Origin of the sequence: Micromonospora sp. (genome assembly GCF_048594385.1) — a bacterium.
GTDB lineage: Bacteria > Actinomycetota > Actinomycetes > Mycobacteriales > Micromonosporaceae > Micromonospora > Micromonospora wenchangensis.
The window spans coordinates 1-19,687 of the sequence record NZ_JBMDWU010000336.1 but is presented as its reverse complement, the minus strand read 5'-3'; the positions used below and the strand labels follow the sequence as shown (position 1 = coordinate 19,687).

The window sequence follows — 19,687 nt, the reverse complement described above, 5'->3', positions numbered from 1 at the left end:
CGTAGCTGCGACGGCCGCAGCGCGCTGATCGGCAGCCCCAACCCCTGCTGGTACGACCAGAGCCGGCGTGCCTCGGCCAGGTCGTCCCCGGTCAGCCCGACGACGAGGGTGCCGTCGGTGCGGTAGCCGAACTCCGTTCCGGTGGCTTCGGTCAGTTCGGCGGCGAAACCCGGCCAGCGGGCGGCGGACGCGGTGAGCAGCCCGGTCAGTTCCCGTTCCCCGAAGTACGCCTCGGCGACCGGGGCGAGCATCCCGGCGGCGACCCGGGACGCGCCGGAGCCGGGGGCCGGGTCGTGCACGGCCACCCGCAGGCCCCGGGTGGCGCAGCGCCAGGCGATCGCCAACCCGACCGGCCCCGCGCCCACGATGGCGACGTCGGGCCGGGTCAGCACGTCAGCGCCGCGATCAGTTCGGCGGTGGCCCGGCCCGGGTCGGCGGCGGCGGACAGCGCCCCGACCACCGCCACCCCGTGGGCCCCGGCGGCCCGCAGTGCCGGCACCGTGGCGGCGGTGACCCCGCCGATGGCGATCACCGGCACGTCGACGGCCGCGGCGACGGCGCGGATGCCGGCCGGGCCGATCGGGTCGGGCAGGCCGGTCTTGGTGGCGGTGGGGTGGCACGGGCCGACGCCCAGGTAGCTGGCCCCGGCGGCGACGGCCCGGGCGGCGGCACCCGGTTCCCGGGCGGTCGCGCCGAGCACGGCGGTGGGGCCGAGGACCCGGCGGGCCGCCGCGACGGGTAGGTCGTCCGCGCCGACGTGGCCGCCGTGGGCGTCCACCGCGAGGGCGACGTGCAGCCGGTCGTTGACCAGGCAGGTCGCCCCGTACGGCACGCAGAGCGCGCGTACCCGTCGGGCCAGGTCGTACGCCTGCCGGTCGGTGGTGTCGTCGGTCACCCGGACCTGGACGACGAGGTCGGCGCGGGCCACCGGGAGGGCGGCCCGCACGACGGCGAGTGGGTCGCACCCGGCGCGGGTGTCGGTGATCAGATGCAGTCGGCCGAGGGACGGCACGGCAACTCTCCTCCCTGCGCCGGCATTACCCGGATCAGGTTCTACGGTCGGGGGCTCTCAGCCCCCCTCTCAGCCCGGTGTACCGGGCTCCCGTGGGTCACGTGTCTGTGACCGTACGACAGATCCGCTGATCCGCCAAGGGGTGTTAGATTGATCCAGGACTATCGATGCGTACGGTTGTGGGCTTGTATCCACATAAGCCGGAAAAGCGAGTCGCCGATACCGAATCGTTACATGCTCATGCCTTGCCGGAAACCAATCCAGCGGCGCTAATTTGTTCAACCGATCGACATTATTCCGGTGCGGAGCCTCGGCGTGGCCCGCACCTGATCGCCACTGGTGCGGACCTCGGCGGGCCCACACCGATCCGACCGGGGACGGTCTGCGGCGAGTCGTCCCCATGCCCCCACCACTGTCCAGCACGGACAAAAGGAGCATGGAGTGTCTCCATCCCGCCATCGCCGCGCACGTCGCGGCCCACTGGGTGCCGGTCTACTGGCCCTCTCCCTACTCGCCAGCGGCCTGATCGGCGGCACCGCCGCCCAGGCCGCTCCCGTCGCGGCGGCCCTGCCACAGGCCGCACCGGCACCGGCGGCAGCAGCCGCCGCCGAACCCTTCTCGGTCCTGGTCTTCTCCAAGACCGCCGCGTTCCGGCACGACGCCATCCCGGCCGGCATCGCCGCGATCCAGAAGCTCGGCACCGACAACGGGTTCACCGTCGACACCACCGAGGACGGAGCCGCCTTCAACGACACCAACCTGGCGAAATACCAGGCGGTGATCTGGCTCTCCACCACCGGTGACGTGCTCGACGCCACCCAGCAGGCCGCGTTCGAGCGCTACATCAAGGCCGGCGGCGGCTACGCCGGCGTGCACGCCGCCTCGGACACCGAGTACGACTGGGCCTGGTACGGCAACCTGGTCGGCGCGTACTTCTCCGGCCACCCGGCCAACCAGCAGGCCACCGTCAAGGTCGAGGACCCCGCGCACCCGTCGACGGCCGACCTGCCGGCCCGCTGGTCCCGGTTCGACGAGTGGTACAACTTCCGCACCAACCCCCGCTCCAAGGTGCACGTGCTGGCCAGCCTGGACGAGAAGTCCTACAGCCCGGGTGCCGGCGCGATGGGCGCCGACCACCCCACCGCCTGGTGCCAGGACTACGACGGCGGTCGCTCCTGGTACACCGGTGGCGGCCACACCCAGGCGTCGTACACCGAGCCGGAGTTCCTCAGCCACCTGCTCGGCGGCATCCGCACCGCGGCCGGGGTCGAGAACGCCGACTGCGGCGCAACCAAGACCTCGAACTTCGAGAAGATCACCCTCGACAGCAACACCAACAACCCGATGGAGCTGGACATCGCTCCGGACGGCCGGGTGTTCTACGCCGAGCGTGACGGCCGGGTGCAGATCGTGAAGCCGGACACCGGCAACACGGTCACCGCGACCCGGCTGGACGTGTTCACCGGCAACGAGGACGGCCTGCTCGGGTTGCGCCTCGACCCGGACTTCACCACCAACAAGTGGATCTACCTGTACTACGCACCGGCCGGTGGCGCCCCGCGCAACTACCTGTCCCGGTTCACCGTCAACGGTGACACCATCGACAAGGCCACCGAGAAGGTCGTGCTCCAGGTCGACACCCAGCGCAACACCTGCTGCCACGCCGGCGGCAGCATGACCTTCGACTCGAAGGGCAACCTCTACCTCGCCACCGGCGACAACACCAACCCGTTCGAGTCGAACGCGTTCACGCCGATCGACGAGCGGGCCGGCCGGCAGGACTACGACGCGCAGCGCAGCGCCGGCAACACCAACGACCTGCGCGGCAAGGTGATCCGGATCCACCCGGAGGACGACGGCACCTACACCGTCCCGACGGGCAACCTGTTCGCCCCGGGCACCGCGAAGACCCGTCCGGAGATCTTCGGCATGGGCTTCCGTAACCCGTTCCGGATCGGCGTCGACCAGAAGACCGACACCCTCTACGTCGCCGACTACGGGCCGGACGCCTCGGCGGCCAACCCGAACCGTGGCCCCGAGGGCCTGGTGGAGTGGAACATCGTCGCCACGGCCGGCAACTACGGCTGGCCGTACTGCACGGGCAACAACAAGGCGTACAACGACTACACCTTCCCGTCCGGGCCGAGCGGGGCGAAGTTCGACTGCGCCGCGCCGGTCAACGACTCGCCCAACAACACCGGCCTGACCAACCTGCCGCCGGCCATCGCGGCGACCGTGGACTACGGCTACGCCGGCGACCCGCGCTTCCCCGAGATCGGCGGCGGCGGCGCCCCGATGGGCGGCCCGGTCTACCGCTACGACGCCGACAGCACGTCGAGCCGCAAGTGGCCGGCGTACTACGACGGCAAGGCGCTGCTCGGCGAGTGGAACCAGTCGAAGATGTACACGATGCAGGTCAGCGCGGACGGCAAGACGCTGATCGACATCAACCAGCTGCTCACCGGCATGCCGATGATCCGCCCGATGGACTTCGAGTTCGGCCCGGACGGCGCGCTCTACATGATCGAGTGGGGCACCGGCTTCGGCGGCAACAACGACGACTCCGGGATCTACCGGATCGACTACACCGCCGGTGATCGCGCCCCCATCGCCGAGGCCAGCGCCGACCCCACCTCCGGGGCGGCACCGCTGACCGTGAAGTTCTCCAGCGCCGGGTCTCGTGACCCGGACGGCGGCACGCTGACCTACGCGTGGAAGTTCGGTGACGGGCAGACCTCCACCGAGGCGAACCCCACCCACACCTACACCGCGGCCGGCGACTACACCGCGCAGCTCACCGTCACCAACCCCAAGGGCCGTACCGCCGTGGCGAACGTGCCGGTGACGGTCGGCAACACCGCCCCGACGGTGACCATCGAGTTCCCGCCCAGCGGCGGTTTCTTCGAGTGGGGCGACCAGGTCAAGTACACGATCAAGGTGACCGACCCGGAGGACGGCACCGTCGACTGTGACCGGGTGCAGCTGCAGGTGCTGCTCGGCCACGACGAGCACGCCCACCCGCTGGAGCAGCACACCGGCTGCACCGGCACCGTGCAGACCTCGCTGGCGTCCGGGCACGGCGCGGAGGCGAACGTCTTCGCGGTCTTCGAGGCCACCTACACCGACGACGGCGGCACCGGCGGCGCCGGCCCGCTGACCGGTCGGGCGATCGAGATCCTCCAGCCCAAGCGCAAGCAGGCCGAGTACTTCACGGCCACCGGGCGGGCCCCGGGCAGCACCGGCGGCGGTGACCCGGGCGTGCAGAAGGAGACCACCAGCGACCCCGCCGGTGGCGGCCAGAACATCGGCTTCATCGAGGACGGCGACTGGTGGTCGCTCGTCCCGGCCAACCTGACCGGGGTCGAGCAGATCCGGTTCCGGGTGGCCTCCGAGGTCCAGGGCGGTCGGATCGACGTGCACGCCGGTGCCGTCGACGGCCCGGTCGTGGCCACCGCCACCGTGCCCGGCACGGGCGGCTGGCAGCAGTTCGTCGACGTGACCGCGCCGGTGACGGCCGGTGCCCAGGGCGCGCTGTACTTCGTCGCCAAGGACCCCGCCGGTGGCGCGGGTTCGCTGTTCAACGTCAACTGGATGGACTTCATCGGACGGGGCGTGACCGACAACGCGCCGCCGCAGGTGACGGCCACCGCCACCCCGGCGACCGGCACCGCGCCGGTCACCGTGACCTTCACCGGCACGGCCACCGACACCGAGGGTGACACCCCGCTGACGTACGCCTGGGACTTCGGTGACGGCGGGACGGCGACGACCCTGAACGCCACCCACACCTACACCACCCCGGGCACCTTCACCGCCACCCTGACGGTGACGGACAGCCGGGGCGCGAAGTCATACGCGACCGTCCCGGTCAAGGTGGACGCGCCGAACAACTCCTGCCTCGGGGCGCGGTCGGACGAGTTCACCGGCAACACCCTGGACAAGGACCGCTGGACGGTGGTCCGGGAGAACCAGCTCTACTCGGTCTCCGGCGGGTCGCTGCGGCTGCCCACCTCCTCCGGTGACCTGTACGGCTCCCGCAACGACGCGACCAACCTGGTGCTCCAGCCCGCACCCAGCGGGGCCTGGCAGGCCACCACGAAGGTCACCGTGCCCGTCACCGCCGACTACCAGCAGGCAGGCCTGCTGATCTACGGCGATGACGACAACTACGCCAAGGTAGACCTGCTCTACGGCGGGTCGCGCAAGGTGGAGTTCATCCGGGAGACCGCCGGGACTCCGCGCAACGACGCGGCAGACGCCGTGGCCGCCCCGGCCGGTGACACCATCTGGCTGCGGCTGATCAGCGACGGCACCAACCTGACCGCGCAGTTCTCGACCGACGGTGCCACGTTCACCCCGGTCGGCCGGTCCGCCGCGCTGGCCGGCATCACCAACCCCCGGATCGGTCTGCTCGCCCTCAACGGCGGCACCACCGCCCCGGTGGTGGACGCGGTGTTCGACTCGTTCCTGGTCTCGCCGGACGCCCCGGCCGGCCCGGTCAGCCCGTCGGACGAGTTCACCGGCACCACGCTCGACAAGTGCCGGTGGAACGCGGTGCTCCGGGAGGACCCGGCCGCCTACCGGGTGGCCGACGGCGCACTGAAGATCGACGTGCCGAAGGGTGACATCTACGGCACCAGCAACACCGGTCCGACGAACTTCATCCTCCAGACCGCGCCGAGCGGCGACTGGACCCTGGAGACGAAGGTCGACGGCAGCGCGCTGGCCGAGCAGTACCAGCAGGCCGGTCTGATCGTCCACGCCGACGACGACAACTACGTCAAGTTGGACTACATCGTGGACAACCAGGCCGGGCAGGCGGTCTCCCGGCGGATCGAGTTCCGTGGCGAACTCGCCGGGGTGACGCAGAACCCGCAGCCCCAGGTCTCCAACCTGACCTCGGGGGTGTGGTACCTGCGCCTCGCCCGGGCCGGTGACACCTTCACCGCGTCCTACTCGGCGGACGGGCAGGAGTGGACCACGTTCGAGACGGTGACGAACACCGCCGTCGGGGCCACCCCGAAGATCGGTCTGTTCACCCTCGGCGCGAACGCGGCCACCTCGAAGACGGCCTCGTTCGACTACTTCCGGCTCTCCACCAAGGCGGCCGACACGACCGCCCCGGTGACCACGGCCACCGTCTCCGGCACCCCGACCGAGGGTTGGTACACCGGCCCGGTCACCGTGACGCTGGCGGCGGCCGACGAGGCCGGCGGTAGCGGGGTGGCGAGCACCGAGTACCAGCTCGACGGGGCCACCACGTGGACCGCGTACACCGAGCCGGTGCAGGTCACCGGGGACGGCACCCACGAGGTGCGGTTCCGCTCGACCGACGCGGCCGGCAACGTGGAGGCGACGAAGAAGGTCGCCGTGAAGATCGACGCCACCGCGCCGGTCAGCTCGGCGTCGTTCGCCCCGGCCAACGACGACGGCTGGCACAACGGCACCGTCCCGGTGGTCATCACCTCCACCGACGCCGGTTCCGGGGTGAAGAAGCTCGAGTGGTCGCTCGACGGCGGCGCCTGGACGGCGTACACCACGCCGGTCGAGGTGACCGGGGACGGCACGCACGAGCTGCTGTACCGGGCCACCGACGCCGCCGGCAACGTCGAGGCGCTGAAGTCGGCGGTCGTGAAGATCGACGGCACCAAGCCGACGCTGCTGGTCTCCGGCATCGCCGACGGCCAGCTCTACGGTGACAGCCAGGACGTCCGGATCTCGTGGCAGGCGGTCGACCCGACCTCCGGCATCAAGACGACCTCCGGCGTGCTGGACGGCCGGGCGTACACCAGCGGCACCCTGCAGGCGCTGTACGAGCTGTCGCTCGGCCTGCACGAGCTGACGGTGACCGCGACCGACAAGGCGGGCAACTCCACCACCTCGACGGTCCGGTTCTTCGTCACCACCTCGTTCCGGGACATGCAGAACCTGCTGGACCGGTTCAAGGCGACCGGACGACTCACCACCAAGGCGCACCGTCAGCTGTCCAACAAGCTGGACGCGGTGCGGGAGTCCGAGGCGGCGGGCAACGACAAGCGGGCGGTGCAGCAGTTGACCGCCTTCAAGGCGTTGGCCACCGACACCGCGGTGGTGACCGACACCGACGTGCGGGACGTGCTGGTCCGTGACGCCGACGCCATGATCGTCCGGCTCGGCGGCGCGGCCACCAAGGCCGGCGTCAAGGCGAACAACAACAAGTCGGTCGACGGGGCCGGCCGGCTCGGTGCCGACCCCACCCGGATCGCCAAGGGCGGTTCGCTGTAAGGAGCACCACGGGGCCGCTCCCACCGTCGACACCGACGGTGGGGGCGGCCCCTCCACATCGGAAGGGAGACGTCGATGCGTAGCTTGAGAGCCCTCGCCGCGCTGGTCGTGGCGGCCCTGGTGGCCCTGCCGGCGGGGCCGGCGGCGGCGCACGGCGGGAAGGTCAAGCTGACGGTGGCCGGTGACGGTGCCGGCGGGGTGACCGTGATGGCCGTGTACGCCGACGGGCACCGGCTGGACCAACCGGTCCGGCTCACCCTGACCGCCGAGGGCGAGGGTGGCCGGACGGCCGGGCCGGTGCAGATCGAGCCGTCCGGGGAGGGGCAGGGCTTCTACAGCAGCGGCCCGCTGCTCTCCCCCGGCGACTGGCGGGTGACGGTCAGCGCCCCCGCCCCCTACCAGAGCACGGCGACCGCGCAGGTGCAGGCCCGGGTGGCCCAGTCGCCATCGCCGGTCGCCGTCGAACGCCCGGCGGCCGGGGCGCGGGAGACCGCAACGGTCTGGTGGCGGTGGGTGGCCGGCGGCCTCGCCGTGGTGGTCGTCGCCGGGTTGACGCTGCTGTGGTGGCGTCGCCGGGCGCACCCCGGGCCCGACGAACCGGCCGGCCTGGGCGGCTGAGCACCGCGTCACCGGTCGGTGTGCTCAGAGCAGGGCGTCCAGCGCGTCGAGGTCGTCGTCGGTGGGCTGCCAACCGCCGGCGGCGGCGTTCGCGCGGACCTGCTCGGCGGTGGTGGCGCCGGCGATCACCGAGGCCACCGCCGGGCGGGCGGCCAGCCCGCCGATGGCCACCTGGAGCAGCGTCAGCCCCCGCTGCGCGGCAAACGCCTCCAGCGCCTCGATGGTGTCCCAGCGGGCGGCGGCGAGCCGTTCGGCGTACCGGCCGCCACCGGCGAGGCGGCTGCCGGCGGGCGGGGCGCTGTCGCGCCGGTACTTGCCGGTGAGCAGGCCGTTGGCCAGCGGGAAGAACGGCAGCAGTCCGAGGCCGAACCGCTCGCAGGCCGGGATGATCTCGACCTCGGCGTCCCGGTGGAGCAGGTTGTAGTGGTTCTGCGCGCTGATGAACCGGGCCAGCCCCCGGGTCTTCGCCGTCCAGTCGGCGTCGGCGATCTGCCAGCCGGAGAAGTTGGAGTTGCCCAGGTAGCGCACCTTGCCGGCACGGACCAGGTCGTCGAGGGCGGCGAGCGTCTCGTCGACCGGGGTGTCCGGGTCGGGCTCGTGCAGCTGGTACAGGTCGATGTGGTCGGTGCCGAGCCGGCGCAGCGACGCCTCGACGGCCCGCACCACGTACCGCCGGGAGCCGCGTACCCCGAAGTCGCGGCCGTTGCGCCCGCCCATCGACATGCCGAACTTGGTGGCCAGCACCACGTCGTCACGCCGCCCCTTGAGGGCCTGCCCGAGCAGTTCCTCCGAGCCGCCCGGCGGCTCACCGTAGATGTCGGCGGTGTCGAAGAAGGTGATCCCGGCGTCGAGCGCGGCGTCGACCACCGCCCGGGTGCCGTCGATGTCGAGCTTGCGGCCGAAGTTGTTGCAGCCGATGCCGACCACGGACACCACGAGCCCGGAGTCGCCCAGCCGGCGGTAGGTCATCTCAGTCACGAGAGCCACCCTATGCCGCCCGGAGCGGCCCTGACCGGCGACGACCGCGCCCGATGACCAGGCGTGGTCGTCGCCTCACGGTGAGCGCGGCCGGCTCAGCCGACGTCCCAGACCGGCTCCGGGGTCTCCACCACGTCGCCGTCGCCCCGGAACAGCACGAACCTGTCGAACGAGCGGGTGAACCAGCGGTCGTGGGTGACCGCCACCACCGTCCCGGCGAACGCGGTCAGTCCCGCCTCCAGCGCCTCCGCCGAGGCCAGGTCGAGGTTGTCGGTCGGCTCGTCGAGCAGCAGCAGGGTGGCCCCGGACAGTTCCAGCAGCAGCACCAGGAACCGGGCCTGCTGGCCGCCGGAGAGGGTGCCGAACCGCTGGTCGCCCTGGCCGGCCAGCTCGTAGCGGCTCAGCGCCGCCATCGCCGCGTGCCGGTCCATCCCGTCCCGGTGCTCGTCACCGCGCCACAGCGCCTCGACCAGGGTCTTCGCCATCAGCTCCGGCCGGTCGTGGGTCTGCGAGAAGTGTCCCGGCCGGACCCGGGCGCCCAGCCGGACCACCCCGGCATGGGCCACCGGGGCCAGCGCGGCGGCCCCGTCCACCGGGCCGTTGGCCGGGTCGGGGTCGGTGCCGCCCCGGGCCAGCAGGCGCAGGAAGTGCGACTTGCCGGTGCCGTTGGCCCCGAGCACCGCCACCCGGTCGCCGTACCACAGCTCCAGGTCGAAGGGGTAGGTCAGGCCGTCCAGCTCCAGCTGTTCGCAGATCACCGCGCGTTTGCCGGTCCGACCGCCGGCCAGCCGCATCCGGATGTCCTGGTCCTTCGGCGGTACGGGCGGCGGCCCGGCCTCCTCGAACTTGCGCAGCCGGGTCTGTGCCGCCTGGTAGCGGGAGGCGAGCCCGTCGTTGTACGCGGCCTTCTGCTTGTACATCAGCATCAGCTCGCGCAGCTTCTGGTGTTCCTCGTCCCAGCGGCGGCGCAGTTCGTCGAGGCGGGCGTGCCGGGCCGTACGGGCCTCGTGCCAGCTCGCGAAGCCGCCCGGGTGCACCCAGGCACTGCCCCCTTCGACGGCGGCCACCCGGTCGGCGGTGTGCGCGAGCAGTTCCCGGTCGTGCGAGACGTACAGCACCGACTTGGTGGACTCACGCAGCCGCTGCTCCAGCCAGCGTTTGCCGGGTACGTCGAGGAAGTTGTCCGGCTCGTCGAGCAGCAGCACCTCGTCGGGGCCGCGCAGCAGCAGCTCCAGGGCGAAGCGCTTCTGCTGCCCGCCCGACAGGGTGCGCACCGGGCGGTCCCGGGAGGCGTCCCAGGGCAGGTCGAGCACGGTGGTGGTGACGGTGTCGAAGAGCACCTCGGCGTCGTACCCGCCGGCCTCACCCCAGGCGGCCAGCGCGTCGGCGTACGCCAGCTGGGCCTTGCCGGCGGCGGTGCTGTACTTGCCGCGCAGTTCGGCCTCGCGCATGGCCCGTTCGGTGTCGGCGAGCCGGTGGCCGGCCGCGCGCAGCGCCGGTGGGGCCAGCGACAGGGCCAGGTCGGCCAGTGTCGACTCGTCGCCGATCATGCCGATGAACTGCCGCATCACGCCGAGCCCACCGGATCGGGCGATCACGCCGGTACGCACCGGCAGGTCACCGGCGACCATCCGCAGCAGCGTCGTCTTGCCGGCGCCGTTCGGCCCGACCAGGGCGACCTTGGCGCCCTCACCGACCCGGAACGACACGTCGGCGAAGAGTTCCCGACCGTCCGGGAGGATGTACCCGACCGCTGCCACGTCCACGTATCCCACGTCGGCATCCTGCCCGAGTCGCGGGGCCGGGCGACACTCGATTACCTGGTGACCCGCAGCACCCGGTAGCCCCGCTGGCTGGCCTGCCGCACGACGGTGAATCCCTCGTCGCCCAGCCAGCGGTGCAGCGAGTCGCCGCCGAGGTGCCGGGCCACCACCAGCCAGCCGACGCCGTCCGGGGCGAGCCGGGGCAGCCAGCGGCGCAGCAGCGCGTGCAGTTCGGGCTTGCCGATGTGGATCGGCGGGTTGGACCAGATCTGGGTGAAGGTGACCTCGGCCGGCACCTCGTCCGGGGCGACCGCGTGCACCCGGTCGGCGGCGTCGACGCGGGCGGCGTTCGCGGCGGTCAGCTCGCGGGCCCGCGCGTTGACGTCGACCGCCCACACGGTGGCGGTCGGCGCGAGGTCGGCCAGCACACAGCTGATCGGCCCGAACCCGGAGCCGATGTCGAGCAGGTGACCGCCGGTGTCGGCGGTCGGCAGCGCGGCCTTGCGCAGCAGTACGGCGGTGCCGGGGTCGAGCCGGGCGGCGGAGAAGACCCCGCTGGCGGAGACGAGCGTGTAGTCGCGCCCGGCGACGTGGAACTCGACCTCGCGGGGGTGGGCCGGGGCGCTGGGCTCCGGGGTGAAGTAGTGGTCGCCGGTCACCGGGGCATTCTTCCACCGGCCCGGACCGGTCCCGTCGTCGGCGGTCGGTGTGCCCGGTGGGGTCGCCGGGGTGGTGGTCCGGTGGCCCGACGCGCCATGCGCGGTATTTCCTAGTTTTATCCCCTAAAGGGGCAATGAACCCTACTCTGGGCGACATGGTATATCGGTACGAGTCCGCTGAGGACGCGTTTGAGGAGAACCCGCGGCCCGGGGCGGACCTGCCGCTGGTGCAACCCGGCCCGACCGCACCGGCCGGGCCCTCCCCGTCCCGCTTCCCGGCCCCCTCCCTGCCCCGGACCACCCGGCCGGCACCGCCGGAGGCCGATCCCGTCCCGATCCGCTCCGCCGTCCAGGTGCCCGCCCCGACGTCCGCGCCGCAGCGGTCCCGGTCCCGCCGCTCCGGCGACGCCCGCGGCGGCCGGCTCTGGCAGATCGCCGTCGGCGGGGCGGCGGTGCTGATGCTGCTCGGCCTCTGCGGCATCGGCGGTGCCCTGCTGCTCATCGACCGCACCGCCACCGACGACCCGGCGCAGAACGGGGCGGCGCCGACGGCGACGGTGAGCACCGCCCCGACCGACCAGGCCGCCACCGGTCCGCTGGACTCCCGGGACGTCGACCGGCAGCCGTTGACCGTCAAGGAAGTCTTTCCCGACAAGACCCTGGTCGTCGGCGTCGACCGGCACGAGTACCAGGTGCTCAAGACCCAGGCCGGCGCGAACTGCGCCGTGGCCGCCACCGGTGAGATCGCCGACCTGCTGGTCACCCTCGGATGCAGCCAGGTGGTCCGGGCCACCCTGCGCTCCCCCGACGGCGACCACCTGCTCACCGCCGGCCTGCTCAACCTGACCGACCTGGCCACCGCGCAACGCGTCCGGGAACGGATCAGGCCGCTGCTCGACGACCGGCGTGGCCGGTTCCGGGGCATGCCCGCCGGGGAGGACACCGAGTCGGTCGCCACCGCCGCCGCCCGTGTCGCCTGGCAGGTACGCGGCCACTACGTCGCCTACTGCCTGGTCACCCGGGACGACGCCGGTGCCGTCCCGGCCGGTGACCGCGACGTCCGCGAGATCATCTACGACCTGATCGAGCTGCACCTGGACAAGGGGGTGCTGGACCGTCGCGCGGCCGGCGTCAGCGTGGACCAGCCCACCGCCAGGGCCAGCGGCGCCTCGGCCACCCCGTCCGCCGAGACCCGCCGGACGCCCACCGCCTCCCCGCCCGGCGACGACCCGGACACCGACGAACTGCCCGGCGACTGACCGCCGGCGACGCAGGCCCGGCCGGAGCGGCCGGGCCTGCGCCTGAGGAGCCGGCCTGGGACTGGCCGGCGGCGTGCCCGGTCGCTACGCCGGTTCGACGGGCAACCAGAGTTCGCGGGTCGGACTGCCGGGGTCGTCCGTCGGCGCGGACACCGCGACGATCTCCGGGCCCGGCCGCAGACGCCACGGGTTGAAGGGGAACCACCCGGTCGCGGCAGCCGCCCAGGTCCGCTGCAGGATCTGCGGATACGGCCCCACGACCCGGATGACCACCCAACGGCCCGCCGGCACCTCGATCACGTCCAGGTCGGCCGGGACCGGCGTGCACCGGGACACGGCCACCCCGTGCAGGTACGTCAACTCGCTGCCCTCGTCGTAGTCCGCGTCGAGGTCGTCGCAGACCGCGAGCAGACCGGCCGGCTCGGCGTCACCGAGTGTCTTCAGGCGCAGGTGCTCCTGCGCCGGCAGCGCCGCGACATGCCGCTTGATGTACGGGTTGACGCCCCGGTGGATCAGGGGAACCCGGGTGGCGTGCCCCACGAGCCGGAATGCGGGACGGCCGACGATGCGGGTGTCCATGCGTTCGTTCCCTTCGGCGCTGCGGCGGAACCTGAGCCGTGGTGCGGGGCGACCCGGTCGTTCGTATCGTGGGCCGACGCGCGGGCGGCACACCCGACAGAAGCGGAGCGGGAAGTGTCGGGCGGTCGGTACCGGTGCCGCCACACGATGGGCGCATGGACGACACGACACTGGTATCCCGGTTCCTGCGCGACGGTTTCGTGAAGCTGGCGGGTGCCGTCGCGCCGCGCGTGGCCGCGGACTGCGCGCGGCTGCTGTGGCGGGAGACCGGCTGCGACCCGGACGACCCGGCCACCTGGACGCAGCCCGTGCACTGGGTGCCCGGCATGGCGCAGGGGCCGTTCGCCGCCGCACCCAACTCCCCGTTCCTCCACCACGCGTACGACCTGCTCGTCGGCGCGGGACGCTGGGAGCCGCGCTACTCACTGGGCACGTTCCCGTTGCGCTTCCCGCACCCCGACGAGCCGGACGACGCGGGCTGGCACATCGAGGGCAGCTACCTTCCGGAGGGCGCGAACTGGTACTTCACGAACATCCGCTCCCGGGATCGGGCACTGCTGATGCTGTTCCTGTTCAGCGAGGTCGGTGACGAGGACGCACCGACCCGGATCAGGGTCGGCTCACACCTCGACGTGCCGAAGGTGCTCGAAAAGTACGGGGAGGACGGGGCGAGCGGCCTCGACCTCGCGCCCGACCTGGTGGCGGCGTCGGACCACCGGCCGGTCGCCCTGGCCACCGGGTCCCCGGGTGACGTATTCCTCTGCCATCCGTTCCTGGTGCACGCGGCACAGCCGCACCACGGGACGCGACCGCGCTTCATGGCCCAGCCGCCGCTGATGCCGGCGGCACCGTACGAACTGGAACGACCCGACGGCGCGTACTCGCCCGTGGAGATCGCGATCCGCCGGGGACTCGGGCAGGACACCCCCGACCCTGCGGTACCGGGGAGGCGGGACCACCGGTGAGGGGACGGGTGAGTGGCCGCAACGCGCGGTTCCAGCAGTGGGAGGCCCTGCTGCGCAACCGGACCAAGCGGCAGCGTCGCGGCGAGTTCCTCGTGCAGGGCGTACGCCCGATCGCGATGGCCGTCGAACACGGCTGGCAGGTCCGGGAGCTGCTCTACGACGCCGACGTCCAGTTGTCCGGCTGGGCCCGCGCGACCCTGGACACCGTCCGGGCCGAGCGGTACGCCGTCGCCCCCGACCTGATGCACGAGCTGGGCGGCAAGGCGGACACGGTGCCGGAGCTGCTGGCCGTGGTCGCCCTACCCGAGGACGACCTGCGCCGCATCCCGGTCGGGCCGACCATGCTCACCGTCGTGTTCGACAGGCCCGCCAGCCCCGGCAACATCGGGACCCTCATCCGGTCCGCGGACGCCTTCGGCGCGTCCGGCGTCGTCGTCACCGGCCACGCCGCCGACGTGTACGACCCAAAGGCGGTACGGGCGAGCACCGGCTCACTGTTCGCGCTGCCGGTGGTCCGGGCACCCTCGCACCAGGCGGTGCTGTCCTGGGTCGCCGACGTGCGGGCCGGCGGTGTCCACATCGGCATCGCGGGCGCCGACGAGCACGCCACACTGGATGCCGCCGACTACGACTTCACGCAGCCCACGCTGACCCTGATCGGCAACGAGACCACCGGTCTCAGCGTCGGCTGGCGGGACGCCTGCGACCAGCTCGTCCGGGTGCCGATGTCCGGGGCCGCCAGCTCCCTGAACGCGGCGGCCGCCGCGACCGTCGTGCTCTACGAGTCGGCACGCCAGCGCAGCGCCGCCGCCCGCCGGTAGCCCCGGGTCAGGACTCCACCGGCAGCCGCAACCGGCGGGTCCGGTCGGCGCGGTCGGCGTAGTCGGCCGGGTCGGCCGGATAGCCGACGGCCACCAGGGTCAACCCGTGCGCCGGCGCGACCGTCACCTCGCTTGAGCGTTCCCGCCGGGCGAGCAGCCCCGCCGGCCACCCGACCTGACGTCGACCGTCCCCGGCGGTCAGCATCGCCCCCACCAGGCTGCGCACCATCGCCTGGCAGAACGCGTCGGCCTGCACGGTGGCGACCAGGATGCCGTCCGGGTCCCGCCGCCAGTCCAGCCGGGTCACCTCGCGCACCGTCGTGGCGTTCTCCTTGCGCCGGCAGTACGCGGCGAAGTCGTGCTCCCCGACCAGGCCGGCCGCCGCGACGTTCAGGGCGGCCGGGTCCAACGCCCGGGGCCAGGCGAGGGTGTCCCACCGCCGCAGCGGCTCGGCACCCCACGGGGCGTCGGTCACCCGGTACTCGTACCGGCGGAAGGTGGCCGAGAAACGGGCGTCGAAGTCGGCGGGCACCTCCGTCATCGCCCGGACCCGGACGTCACCGGGGAGCAGCCGGGCCAGCCGGCGCAGCAGCCGCTCCCGGTGCTCCGCCCAGACGGCGGCGGGCAGGTCGAGGTGGCAGACCTGCCCGGTGGCGTGCACCCCGGCGTCGGTCCGCCCGGCCACGGTCAGGCCGGTCACGGTGCCCGCCCCGAGCACCAGGTCCAGCGTCGCGACCAGCACCCCGGCCACCGTGCGCCGGGTCGGCTGGGCGGCCCAGCCGGAGAAGTCGGTGCCGTCGTTCGAGACGTCCAGCCGCAGCCGGATCCGCTCGTCCATCTCGTACCTCCCGTTCACGACGTCGGGCCCGGCACCCCAGGAAGGGAAGGCGGGCCCGACGGTGGTGCCGTTGCTCAGGCCTTGTTCGCGGTGGCCTCGGTGGCCTCGTCGCTGTCCTCGCGGGCGGCGGCGGTGTCACCGGACGCCGAGACCGGCGCCTCGGAGTCCTGGTCGGCCGGGGCCGCCGGGGTCTCCTCGGCCGGGGCGAGCGCCTCGACCTTGTCCTGCTGGGCGGACTTGCGGGCGGCGGTCTTCTTGTTCGCCTTCGGCTCGGCGACCTGAAGCTCCTCCACCAGCTCGATGATCGCCATCGGAGCGGCGTCACCCTTGCGCGGGCCGGTCTTCACGATCCGGGTGTAGCCACCGTTGCGGTTGGCGTACCGGGGCGCGATCTGGTCGAACAGGGAGTAGACCACGTCCTTGTCCTTGACGACGCCCAGCACCCGACGGCGTGAGGCGAGGTCGCCCCGCTTGGCCTTGGTGATGAGCTGCTCGGCCAGCGGACGCAGCCGCCGGGCCTTCGTCTCGGTGGTCTGGATCTTGCCGTGCTGGAACAGCGCGGTGGCCAGGTTGGCCAGCATCAGCCGCTCGTGCGCGGGGCTGCCGCCGAGGCGGGGGCCCTTGGTGGGCGTGGGCATGCTTGGTGCTCCTCAGGTGTGGCGGCAGCGCGGACTAGAGCTGCTCGGTCTCGCGATAGTCGTCGGTGTCGTAGTCGGCCTCACCGAAGGCGTCCACGACGTGTGCCGGGTCGAAGTTCGGAGCCGAGTCCTTCAGCCCCAGACCCATCCCGGCGAGCTTCATCTTGACCTCGTCGATCGACTTCTGACCGAAGTTGCGGATGTCGAGGAGGTCGGCCTCGGTACGCCCGATCAGCTCACCAACGGAGTTGATGCCCTCGCGCTTGAGGCAGTTGTAGGAGCGGACGGTGAGGTCCAGCTCCTCGATCGGCAGGGCGAGGTCGGCCGCGAGCTGGGCGTCCTGCGGGGACGGCCCGATGTCGATGCCCTCGGCGGTCTCGTCCAGCTCCCGGGCCAGCCCGAACAGCTCCACCAGCGTCGAACCGGCGGAGGCCAGCGCGGTACGCGGGCCCATCGACGGCTTGGTCTCGACGTCGATGATCAGCCGGTCGAAGTCGGTCCGCTGCTCGACACGGGTCGCCTCGACGCGGTACGTCACCTTCAGCACCGGCGAGTAGATCGAGTCGACCGGGATCCGGCCGATCTCGGCGCCGGCCTGCTTGTTCTGCGCCGCCGTCACGTAGCCGCGACCCCGCTCGACGGTCAGCTCCATGTCGAGCCGGCCCTTGCCGTTGAGGGTGGCGAGCTTCAGGTCGGGGTTGTGCACCGAGACCCCGGCCGGGGGCTGGATGTCACCGGCGGTCACGTCGCCCGGCCCCTGCTTGCGCAGGTCCATGCTGACCGGCTCGTCGTGCTCGGAGCTGACGCAGAGCTCCTTGATGTTCATGACGAGCTCGACCACGTCCTCCTTGACCCCGGGGATCGTGGTGAACTCGTGCAGCACACCGTCGATCTTGATCGAGGTGACCGCGGCACCCGGGATGGACGACAGCAGCGTACGCCGCAGCGAGTTGCCCAGGGTGTAGCCGAAGCCGGGCTCCAGCGGCTCGATGGTGAACCGGGAGCGGGTCTCGTTGATCGACTCTTCGGAGAGAGACGGTCGCTGGCTGATGAGCATTTCTTCTCTTCTCTTCCGGGACGCCCGCTATATGACGTCCACGACACAAACTGTTCCGGTGGCCCGCCCCGCAGGACGGGCCACCGCAACGGGCCCTACTTGGAGTAGAGCTCGACGATCAGCTGCTCCTGGACCTGGGTGTCGATCACCTGGCGGGCCGGGAGCGAGTGCACCAGGACCTTCATCTGGCTCGGGATCGCCTCCAGCCACGCCGGAACGGTCTTCGAGCCGGCCTGGGCCTGCGCCACGATGAACGTGGTGAGCTCCTTGCTCTTGCCCCTGACCTCGATGATGTCGTGCTCCTTGACGCGGTACGACGGGATGTCGACCTTCTTGCCGTTCACGGTGAAGTGACCGTGCTTGACAAGCTGGCGGGCCATGTCCCGGGAGTGCGCGTACCCGGCCCGGTAGACCACGTTGTCGAGCCGCGACTCGAGGATCTGCAGGAGGACCTCACCGGTCTTGGCCTGCTTGGCCACGGCCTCCTCGTAGTACCCGCGGAACTGCTTCTCCAGCACGCCGTACACGCGGCGGGCCTTCTGCTTCTCGCGGAGCTGGAGCAGGTACTCCGTCTCCTTCGTGCGGCCACGGCCGTGCTGTCCGGGCGGGAACGGCCGGGACTCGAACGGGCACTTCGGGCCATCGCACTTGCTGCCCTTGAGGAACAGCTTCATCTTCTCCCGCCGGCAACGGCGGCAGTCAGCACCGGTGTAACGAGCCATCTCTCTCTAACCTCTCAGACCCGGCGACGCTTCGGCGGACGGCACCCGTTGTGCGGCTGCGGGGTGACGTCGGCGATCTGGCCGACCTCAAGCCCGACGGCCTGCAGCGAACGGATGGCGGTCTCCCGGCCGGAGCCGGGACCCTTGACGAACACGTCGACCTTGCGCATGCCGTGCTCCATCGCCCGGCGCGCGGCGGCCTCGGCGGCCAGCTGCGCGGCGAACGGGGTCGACTTGCGGGAGCCCTTGAAGCCAACCTGGCCGGCGGAGGCCCAGGAGATGACCGCACCTGTCGGGTCCGTGATGGACACGATGGTGTTGTTGAACGTGCTCTTGATGTGCGCCTGCCCGTGGGCGACGTTCTTGCGTTCCTTGCGCCGGACCTTCTTGACTGCGGCTCCGGCACGAGCCTTCGGTGGCATAAGTCTTCTGCGCTCCTGTATGGGTTCTCGATCGGCTGCTGGCTCTTCGCCTGGGCGCCGGCGTGGGAATTACTTCTTGCCGGGCTTCTTCTTGCCGGCCACGGTCCGCTTCGGGCCCTTGCGGGTGCGGGCGTTGGTCCGCGTCCGCTGGCCACGCACGGGCAGGCCCCGGCGGTGCCGGATGCCGGCGTAGCAGCCGATCTCGACCTTGCGGCGGATGTCGGCGGCGACCTCGCGGCGCAGGTCGCCTTCAACCTTGTAGTTCGACTCGATGTGGTCGCGGAGCTGAACGAGCTCCTCGTCCGTGAGGTCCCGAGCGCGCTTGTCCGGCGAGATGCCGGTAGCGGCGAGCGTCTCCTGGGCACGGGTGCGACCGACCCCGAAGATGTAGGTGAGCGCGATCTCCATCCGCTTCTCGCGGGGGAGATCCACGCCGACTAGACGTGCCATGTGCGGGCGTACTCCTCGTGATGTGTGGCGGAGGTGTGGACCCGTCCCACCCCGCTACCGACCAGTTCCGGGTCCGGCGCGTCGGGCGCCGGCGACCGGACGGCCGCTGCCCGAGCGGGCCCCGGCCTCCGACCGGGGGTTGGCCACGAGAAGGTACGCATGCGTACGTTCCGCGGCTGGGACGAGCTGGTGACGTGTTGTCGTCGGATCTGCGCGACCCGGACCGGTCCGCCGCCCTCCGTCACGCGGAGAGCGGGCTCGGATCAGCCCTGGCGCTGCTTGTGGCGCGGGTCGGTGCAGATCACCATGACCCGGCCGTGCCGGCGGATAACCCGGCACTTGTTGCAGATCCTCTTGACGCTCGGCTTGACCTTCACGGTTGCCTTACTTCCCATCCGGCCCGGTGACGCGATGACCGCGACTCCGGACGTCGAAGACGGACACGGGGACTTCCCGGCCGCCGTCAGGCTTTACTTGTAGCGGTAGACGATGCGTCCGCGGGTCAGGTCGTACGGCGAGAGTTCGACGACGACCCGGTCCTCCGGCAGGATGCGGATGTAGTGCTGCCGCATCTTGCCGCTGATGTGAGCCAGCACCTTGTGGCCGTTCGCGAGTTCCACCCGGAACATGGCGTTCGGCAGA

Annotated in this window: 19 protein-coding genes and 1 riboswitch; of the genes, 5 read left to right on the top strand and 14 right to left on the bottom strand. The window is 71.8% G+C overall.

All coding sequences use genetic code 11. The features are described from left to right. Together ACOJTC_RS17950 and thiE are read right to left on the bottom strand one after the other, a co-directional pair. Positions 1-392: FAD-dependent oxidoreductase (locus ACOJTC_RS17950; RefSeq protein ID WP_420117743.1), on the bottom strand; the 392-nt coding region annotated here is incomplete at its 3' end. Continuing rightward, positions 386-1,012, bottom strand: coding sequence for a thiamine phosphate synthase (thiE, locus tag ACOJTC_RS17945; RefSeq protein WP_420117742.1), 627 nt, complete (start codon positions 1,010-1,012; stop codon positions 386-388). The genes thiE and ACOJTC_RS17950, both read right to left, overlap by 7 nt. Continuing rightward, a riboswitch (TPP riboswitch) is annotated at positions 1,007-1,115 on the bottom strand. Its footprint overlaps the gene before it by 6 nt. Positions 1,116-1,453: 338 nt before the next feature. Here thiE and ACOJTC_RS17940 point away from each other — a divergent pair. Both ACOJTC_RS17940 and ACOJTC_RS17935 read left to right on the top strand, forming a co-directional pair. Further along, positions 1,454-7,276, top strand: coding sequence for a ThuA domain-containing protein (locus tag ACOJTC_RS17940; RefSeq protein WP_420117741.1), 5,823 nt, complete (start codon positions 1,454-1,456; stop codon positions 7,274-7,276). Between the two features lie 75 nt (positions 7,277-7,351). Further along, positions 7,352-7,894, top strand: a complete 543-nt coding sequence (locus ACOJTC_RS17935; RefSeq protein ID WP_420117740.1) for a hypothetical protein — start codon at positions 7,352-7,354, stop codon at positions 7,892-7,894. A gap of 24 nt (positions 7,895-7,918) precedes the next feature. Here the strand turns inward: ACOJTC_RS17935 and ACOJTC_RS17930 are convergent, their stop codons facing one another. From ACOJTC_RS17930 to ACOJTC_RS17920, 3 genes are all read right to left on the bottom strand, one after another. Beyond that, positions 7,919-8,881 carry an aldo/keto reductase gene (locus tag ACOJTC_RS17930; RefSeq protein ID WP_420117739.1) on the bottom strand — a complete coding sequence of 321 codons (963 nt, stop codon included), beginning with the start codon at positions 8,879-8,881 and terminating at the stop codon, positions 7,919-7,921. 86 nt (positions 8,882-8,967) lie between these two features. Further along, the gene (locus ACOJTC_RS17925) at positions 8,968-10,647 is read right to left on the bottom strand and encodes an ABC-F family ATP-binding cassette domain-containing protein (protein WP_420117738.1); all 1,680 of its coding nucleotides are present in this window, start codon (positions 10,645-10,647) and stop codon (positions 8,968-8,970) included. Between the two features lie 41 nt (positions 10,648-10,688). After that, positions 10,689-11,294 carry a class I SAM-dependent methyltransferase gene (locus ACOJTC_RS17920; protein ID WP_204924866.1) on the bottom strand — a complete coding sequence of 202 codons (606 nt, stop codon included), beginning with the start codon at positions 11,292-11,294 and terminating at the stop codon, positions 10,689-10,691. A 155-nt stretch (positions 11,295-11,449) separates the two neighbouring features. On the opposite strand from ACOJTC_RS17920, the gene ACOJTC_RS17915 reads away from it, so the two are divergent. Beyond that, positions 11,450-12,553 carry a hypothetical protein gene (locus tag ACOJTC_RS17915; RefSeq protein WP_420117737.1) on the top strand — a complete coding sequence of 368 codons (1,104 nt, stop codon included), beginning with the start codon at positions 11,450-11,452 and terminating at the stop codon, positions 12,551-12,553. Between the two features lie 84 nt (positions 12,554-12,637). Here ACOJTC_RS17915 and ACOJTC_RS17910 read toward each other — a convergent pair whose 3' ends face one another. Next, positions 12,638-13,132, bottom strand: coding sequence for a GyrI-like domain-containing protein (locus ACOJTC_RS17910; RefSeq protein ID WP_420117736.1), 495 nt, complete (start codon positions 13,130-13,132; stop codon positions 12,638-12,640). A gap of 155 nt (positions 13,133-13,287) precedes the next feature. Between ACOJTC_RS17910 and ACOJTC_RS17905 the strand changes: the two genes are divergently transcribed. Both ACOJTC_RS17905 and ACOJTC_RS17900 read left to right on the top strand, forming a co-directional pair. After that, positions 13,288-14,097: a phytanoyl-CoA dioxygenase family protein gene (locus ACOJTC_RS17905; RefSeq protein WP_420117735.1), complete on the top strand. Its 810-nt coding sequence runs from the start codon at positions 13,288-13,290 to the stop codon at positions 14,095-14,097. Positions 14,098-14,105: 8 nt separating this feature from the next. Beyond that, complete coding sequence (locus ACOJTC_RS17900) at positions 14,106-14,918, top strand: TrmH family RNA methyltransferase (RefSeq protein WP_420117734.1); 813 nt, start codon at positions 14,106-14,108, stop codon at positions 14,916-14,918. A gap of 7 nt (positions 14,919-14,925) precedes the next feature. On the opposite strand, the gene truA is transcribed toward ACOJTC_RS17900, so the two are convergent. The 8 genes from truA to infA all read right to left on the bottom strand — a co-directional run bounded on the left by truA (position 14,926) and on the right by infA (position 19,686). Beyond that, on the bottom strand, positions 14,926-15,756 hold the full coding sequence (truA, locus tag ACOJTC_RS17895) for a tRNA pseudouridine(38-40) synthase TruA (RefSeq protein ID WP_420117733.1): 831 nt from the start codon (positions 15,754-15,756) through the stop codon (positions 14,926-14,928). A gap of 74 nt (positions 15,757-15,830) precedes the next feature. Further along, on the bottom strand, positions 15,831-16,394 hold the full coding sequence (rplQ, locus tag ACOJTC_RS17890; protein ID WP_420117732.1) for a 50S ribosomal protein L17: 564 nt from the start codon (positions 16,392-16,394) through the stop codon (positions 15,831-15,833). A gap of 34 nt (positions 16,395-16,428) precedes the next feature. Beyond that, entirely contained in the window at positions 16,429-17,451 is a 1,023-nt protein-coding gene (locus ACOJTC_RS17885; RefSeq protein ID WP_420117731.1) for a DNA-directed RNA polymerase subunit alpha, read from the bottom strand. A 95-nt stretch (positions 17,452-17,546) separates the two neighbouring features. Next, positions 17,547-18,173, bottom strand: a complete 627-nt coding sequence (gene rpsD / locus ACOJTC_RS17880; RefSeq protein ID WP_420117730.1) for a 30S ribosomal protein S4 — start codon at positions 18,171-18,173, stop codon at positions 17,547-17,549. A 14-nt stretch (positions 18,174-18,187) separates the two neighbouring features. Beyond that, entirely contained in the window at positions 18,188-18,595 is a 408-nt protein-coding gene (gene rpsK / locus ACOJTC_RS17875; protein WP_030329919.1) for a 30S ribosomal protein S11, read from the bottom strand. Positions 18,596-18,664: 69 nt separating this feature from the next. After that, positions 18,665-19,045, bottom strand: coding sequence for a 30S ribosomal protein S13 (rpsM, locus tag ACOJTC_RS17870; RefSeq protein WP_091241981.1), 381 nt, complete (start codon positions 19,043-19,045; stop codon positions 18,665-18,667). Positions 19,046-19,308: 263 nt separating this feature from the next. Beyond that, complete coding sequence (gene rpmJ, locus ACOJTC_RS17865) at positions 19,309-19,422, bottom strand: 50S ribosomal protein L36 (RefSeq protein ID WP_012184307.1); 114 nt, start codon at positions 19,420-19,422, stop codon at positions 19,309-19,311. Positions 19,423-19,515: 93 nt separating this feature from the next. Beyond that, positions 19,516-19,686: a translation initiation factor IF-1 gene (infA, locus tag ACOJTC_RS17860; protein WP_420117744.1), complete on the bottom strand. Its 171-nt coding sequence runs from the start codon at positions 19,684-19,686 to the stop codon at positions 19,516-19,518. Between the last annotated feature and the right edge of the window lies 1 nt (position 19,687).

What these genes read in the sequence shown, in the direction of transcription:
- ACOJTC_RS17935 (WP_420117740.1), top strand. Translation starts at nt 7,352, where the DNA reads ATGCGTAGCTTGAGAGCCCTCGCCGCGCTGGTCGTGGCGGCCCTGGTG.
- ACOJTC_RS17915 (WP_420117737.1), top strand. Translation starts at nt 11,450, where the DNA reads ATGGTATATCGGTACGAGTCCGCTGAGGACGCGTTTGAGGAGAACCCG.
- ACOJTC_RS17910 (WP_420117736.1), bottom strand. Translation starts at nt 13,132, where the DNA reads ATGGACACCCGCATCGTCGGCCGTCCCGCATTCCGGCTCGTGGGGCAC.
- ACOJTC_RS17905 (WP_420117735.1), top strand. Translation starts at nt 13,288, where the DNA reads ATGGACGACACGACACTGGTATCCCGGTTCCTGCGCGACGGTTTCGTG.
- truA (WP_420117733.1), bottom strand. Translation starts at nt 15,756, where the DNA reads ATGGACGAGCGGATCCGGCTGCGGCTGGACGTCTCGAACGACGGCACC.
- rplQ (WP_420117732.1), bottom strand. Translation starts at nt 16,394, where the DNA reads ATGCCCACGCCCACCAAGGGCCCCCGCCTCGGCGGCAGCCCCGCGCAC.
- ACOJTC_RS17885 (WP_420117731.1), bottom strand. Translation starts at nt 17,451, where the DNA reads ATGCTCATCAGCCAGCGACCGTCTCTCTCCGAAGAGTCGATCAACGAG.
- rpsD (WP_420117730.1), bottom strand. Translation starts at nt 18,173, where the DNA reads ATGGCTCGTTACACCGGTGCTGACTGCCGCCGTTGCCGGCGGGAGAAG.
- rpsK (WP_030329919.1), bottom strand. Translation starts at nt 18,595, where the DNA reads ATGCCACCGAAGGCTCGTGCCGGAGCCGCAGTCAAGAAGGTCCGGCGC.
- rpsM (WP_091241981.1), bottom strand. Translation starts at nt 19,045, where the DNA reads ATGGCACGTCTAGTCGGCGTGGATCTCCCCCGCGAGAAGCGGATGGAG.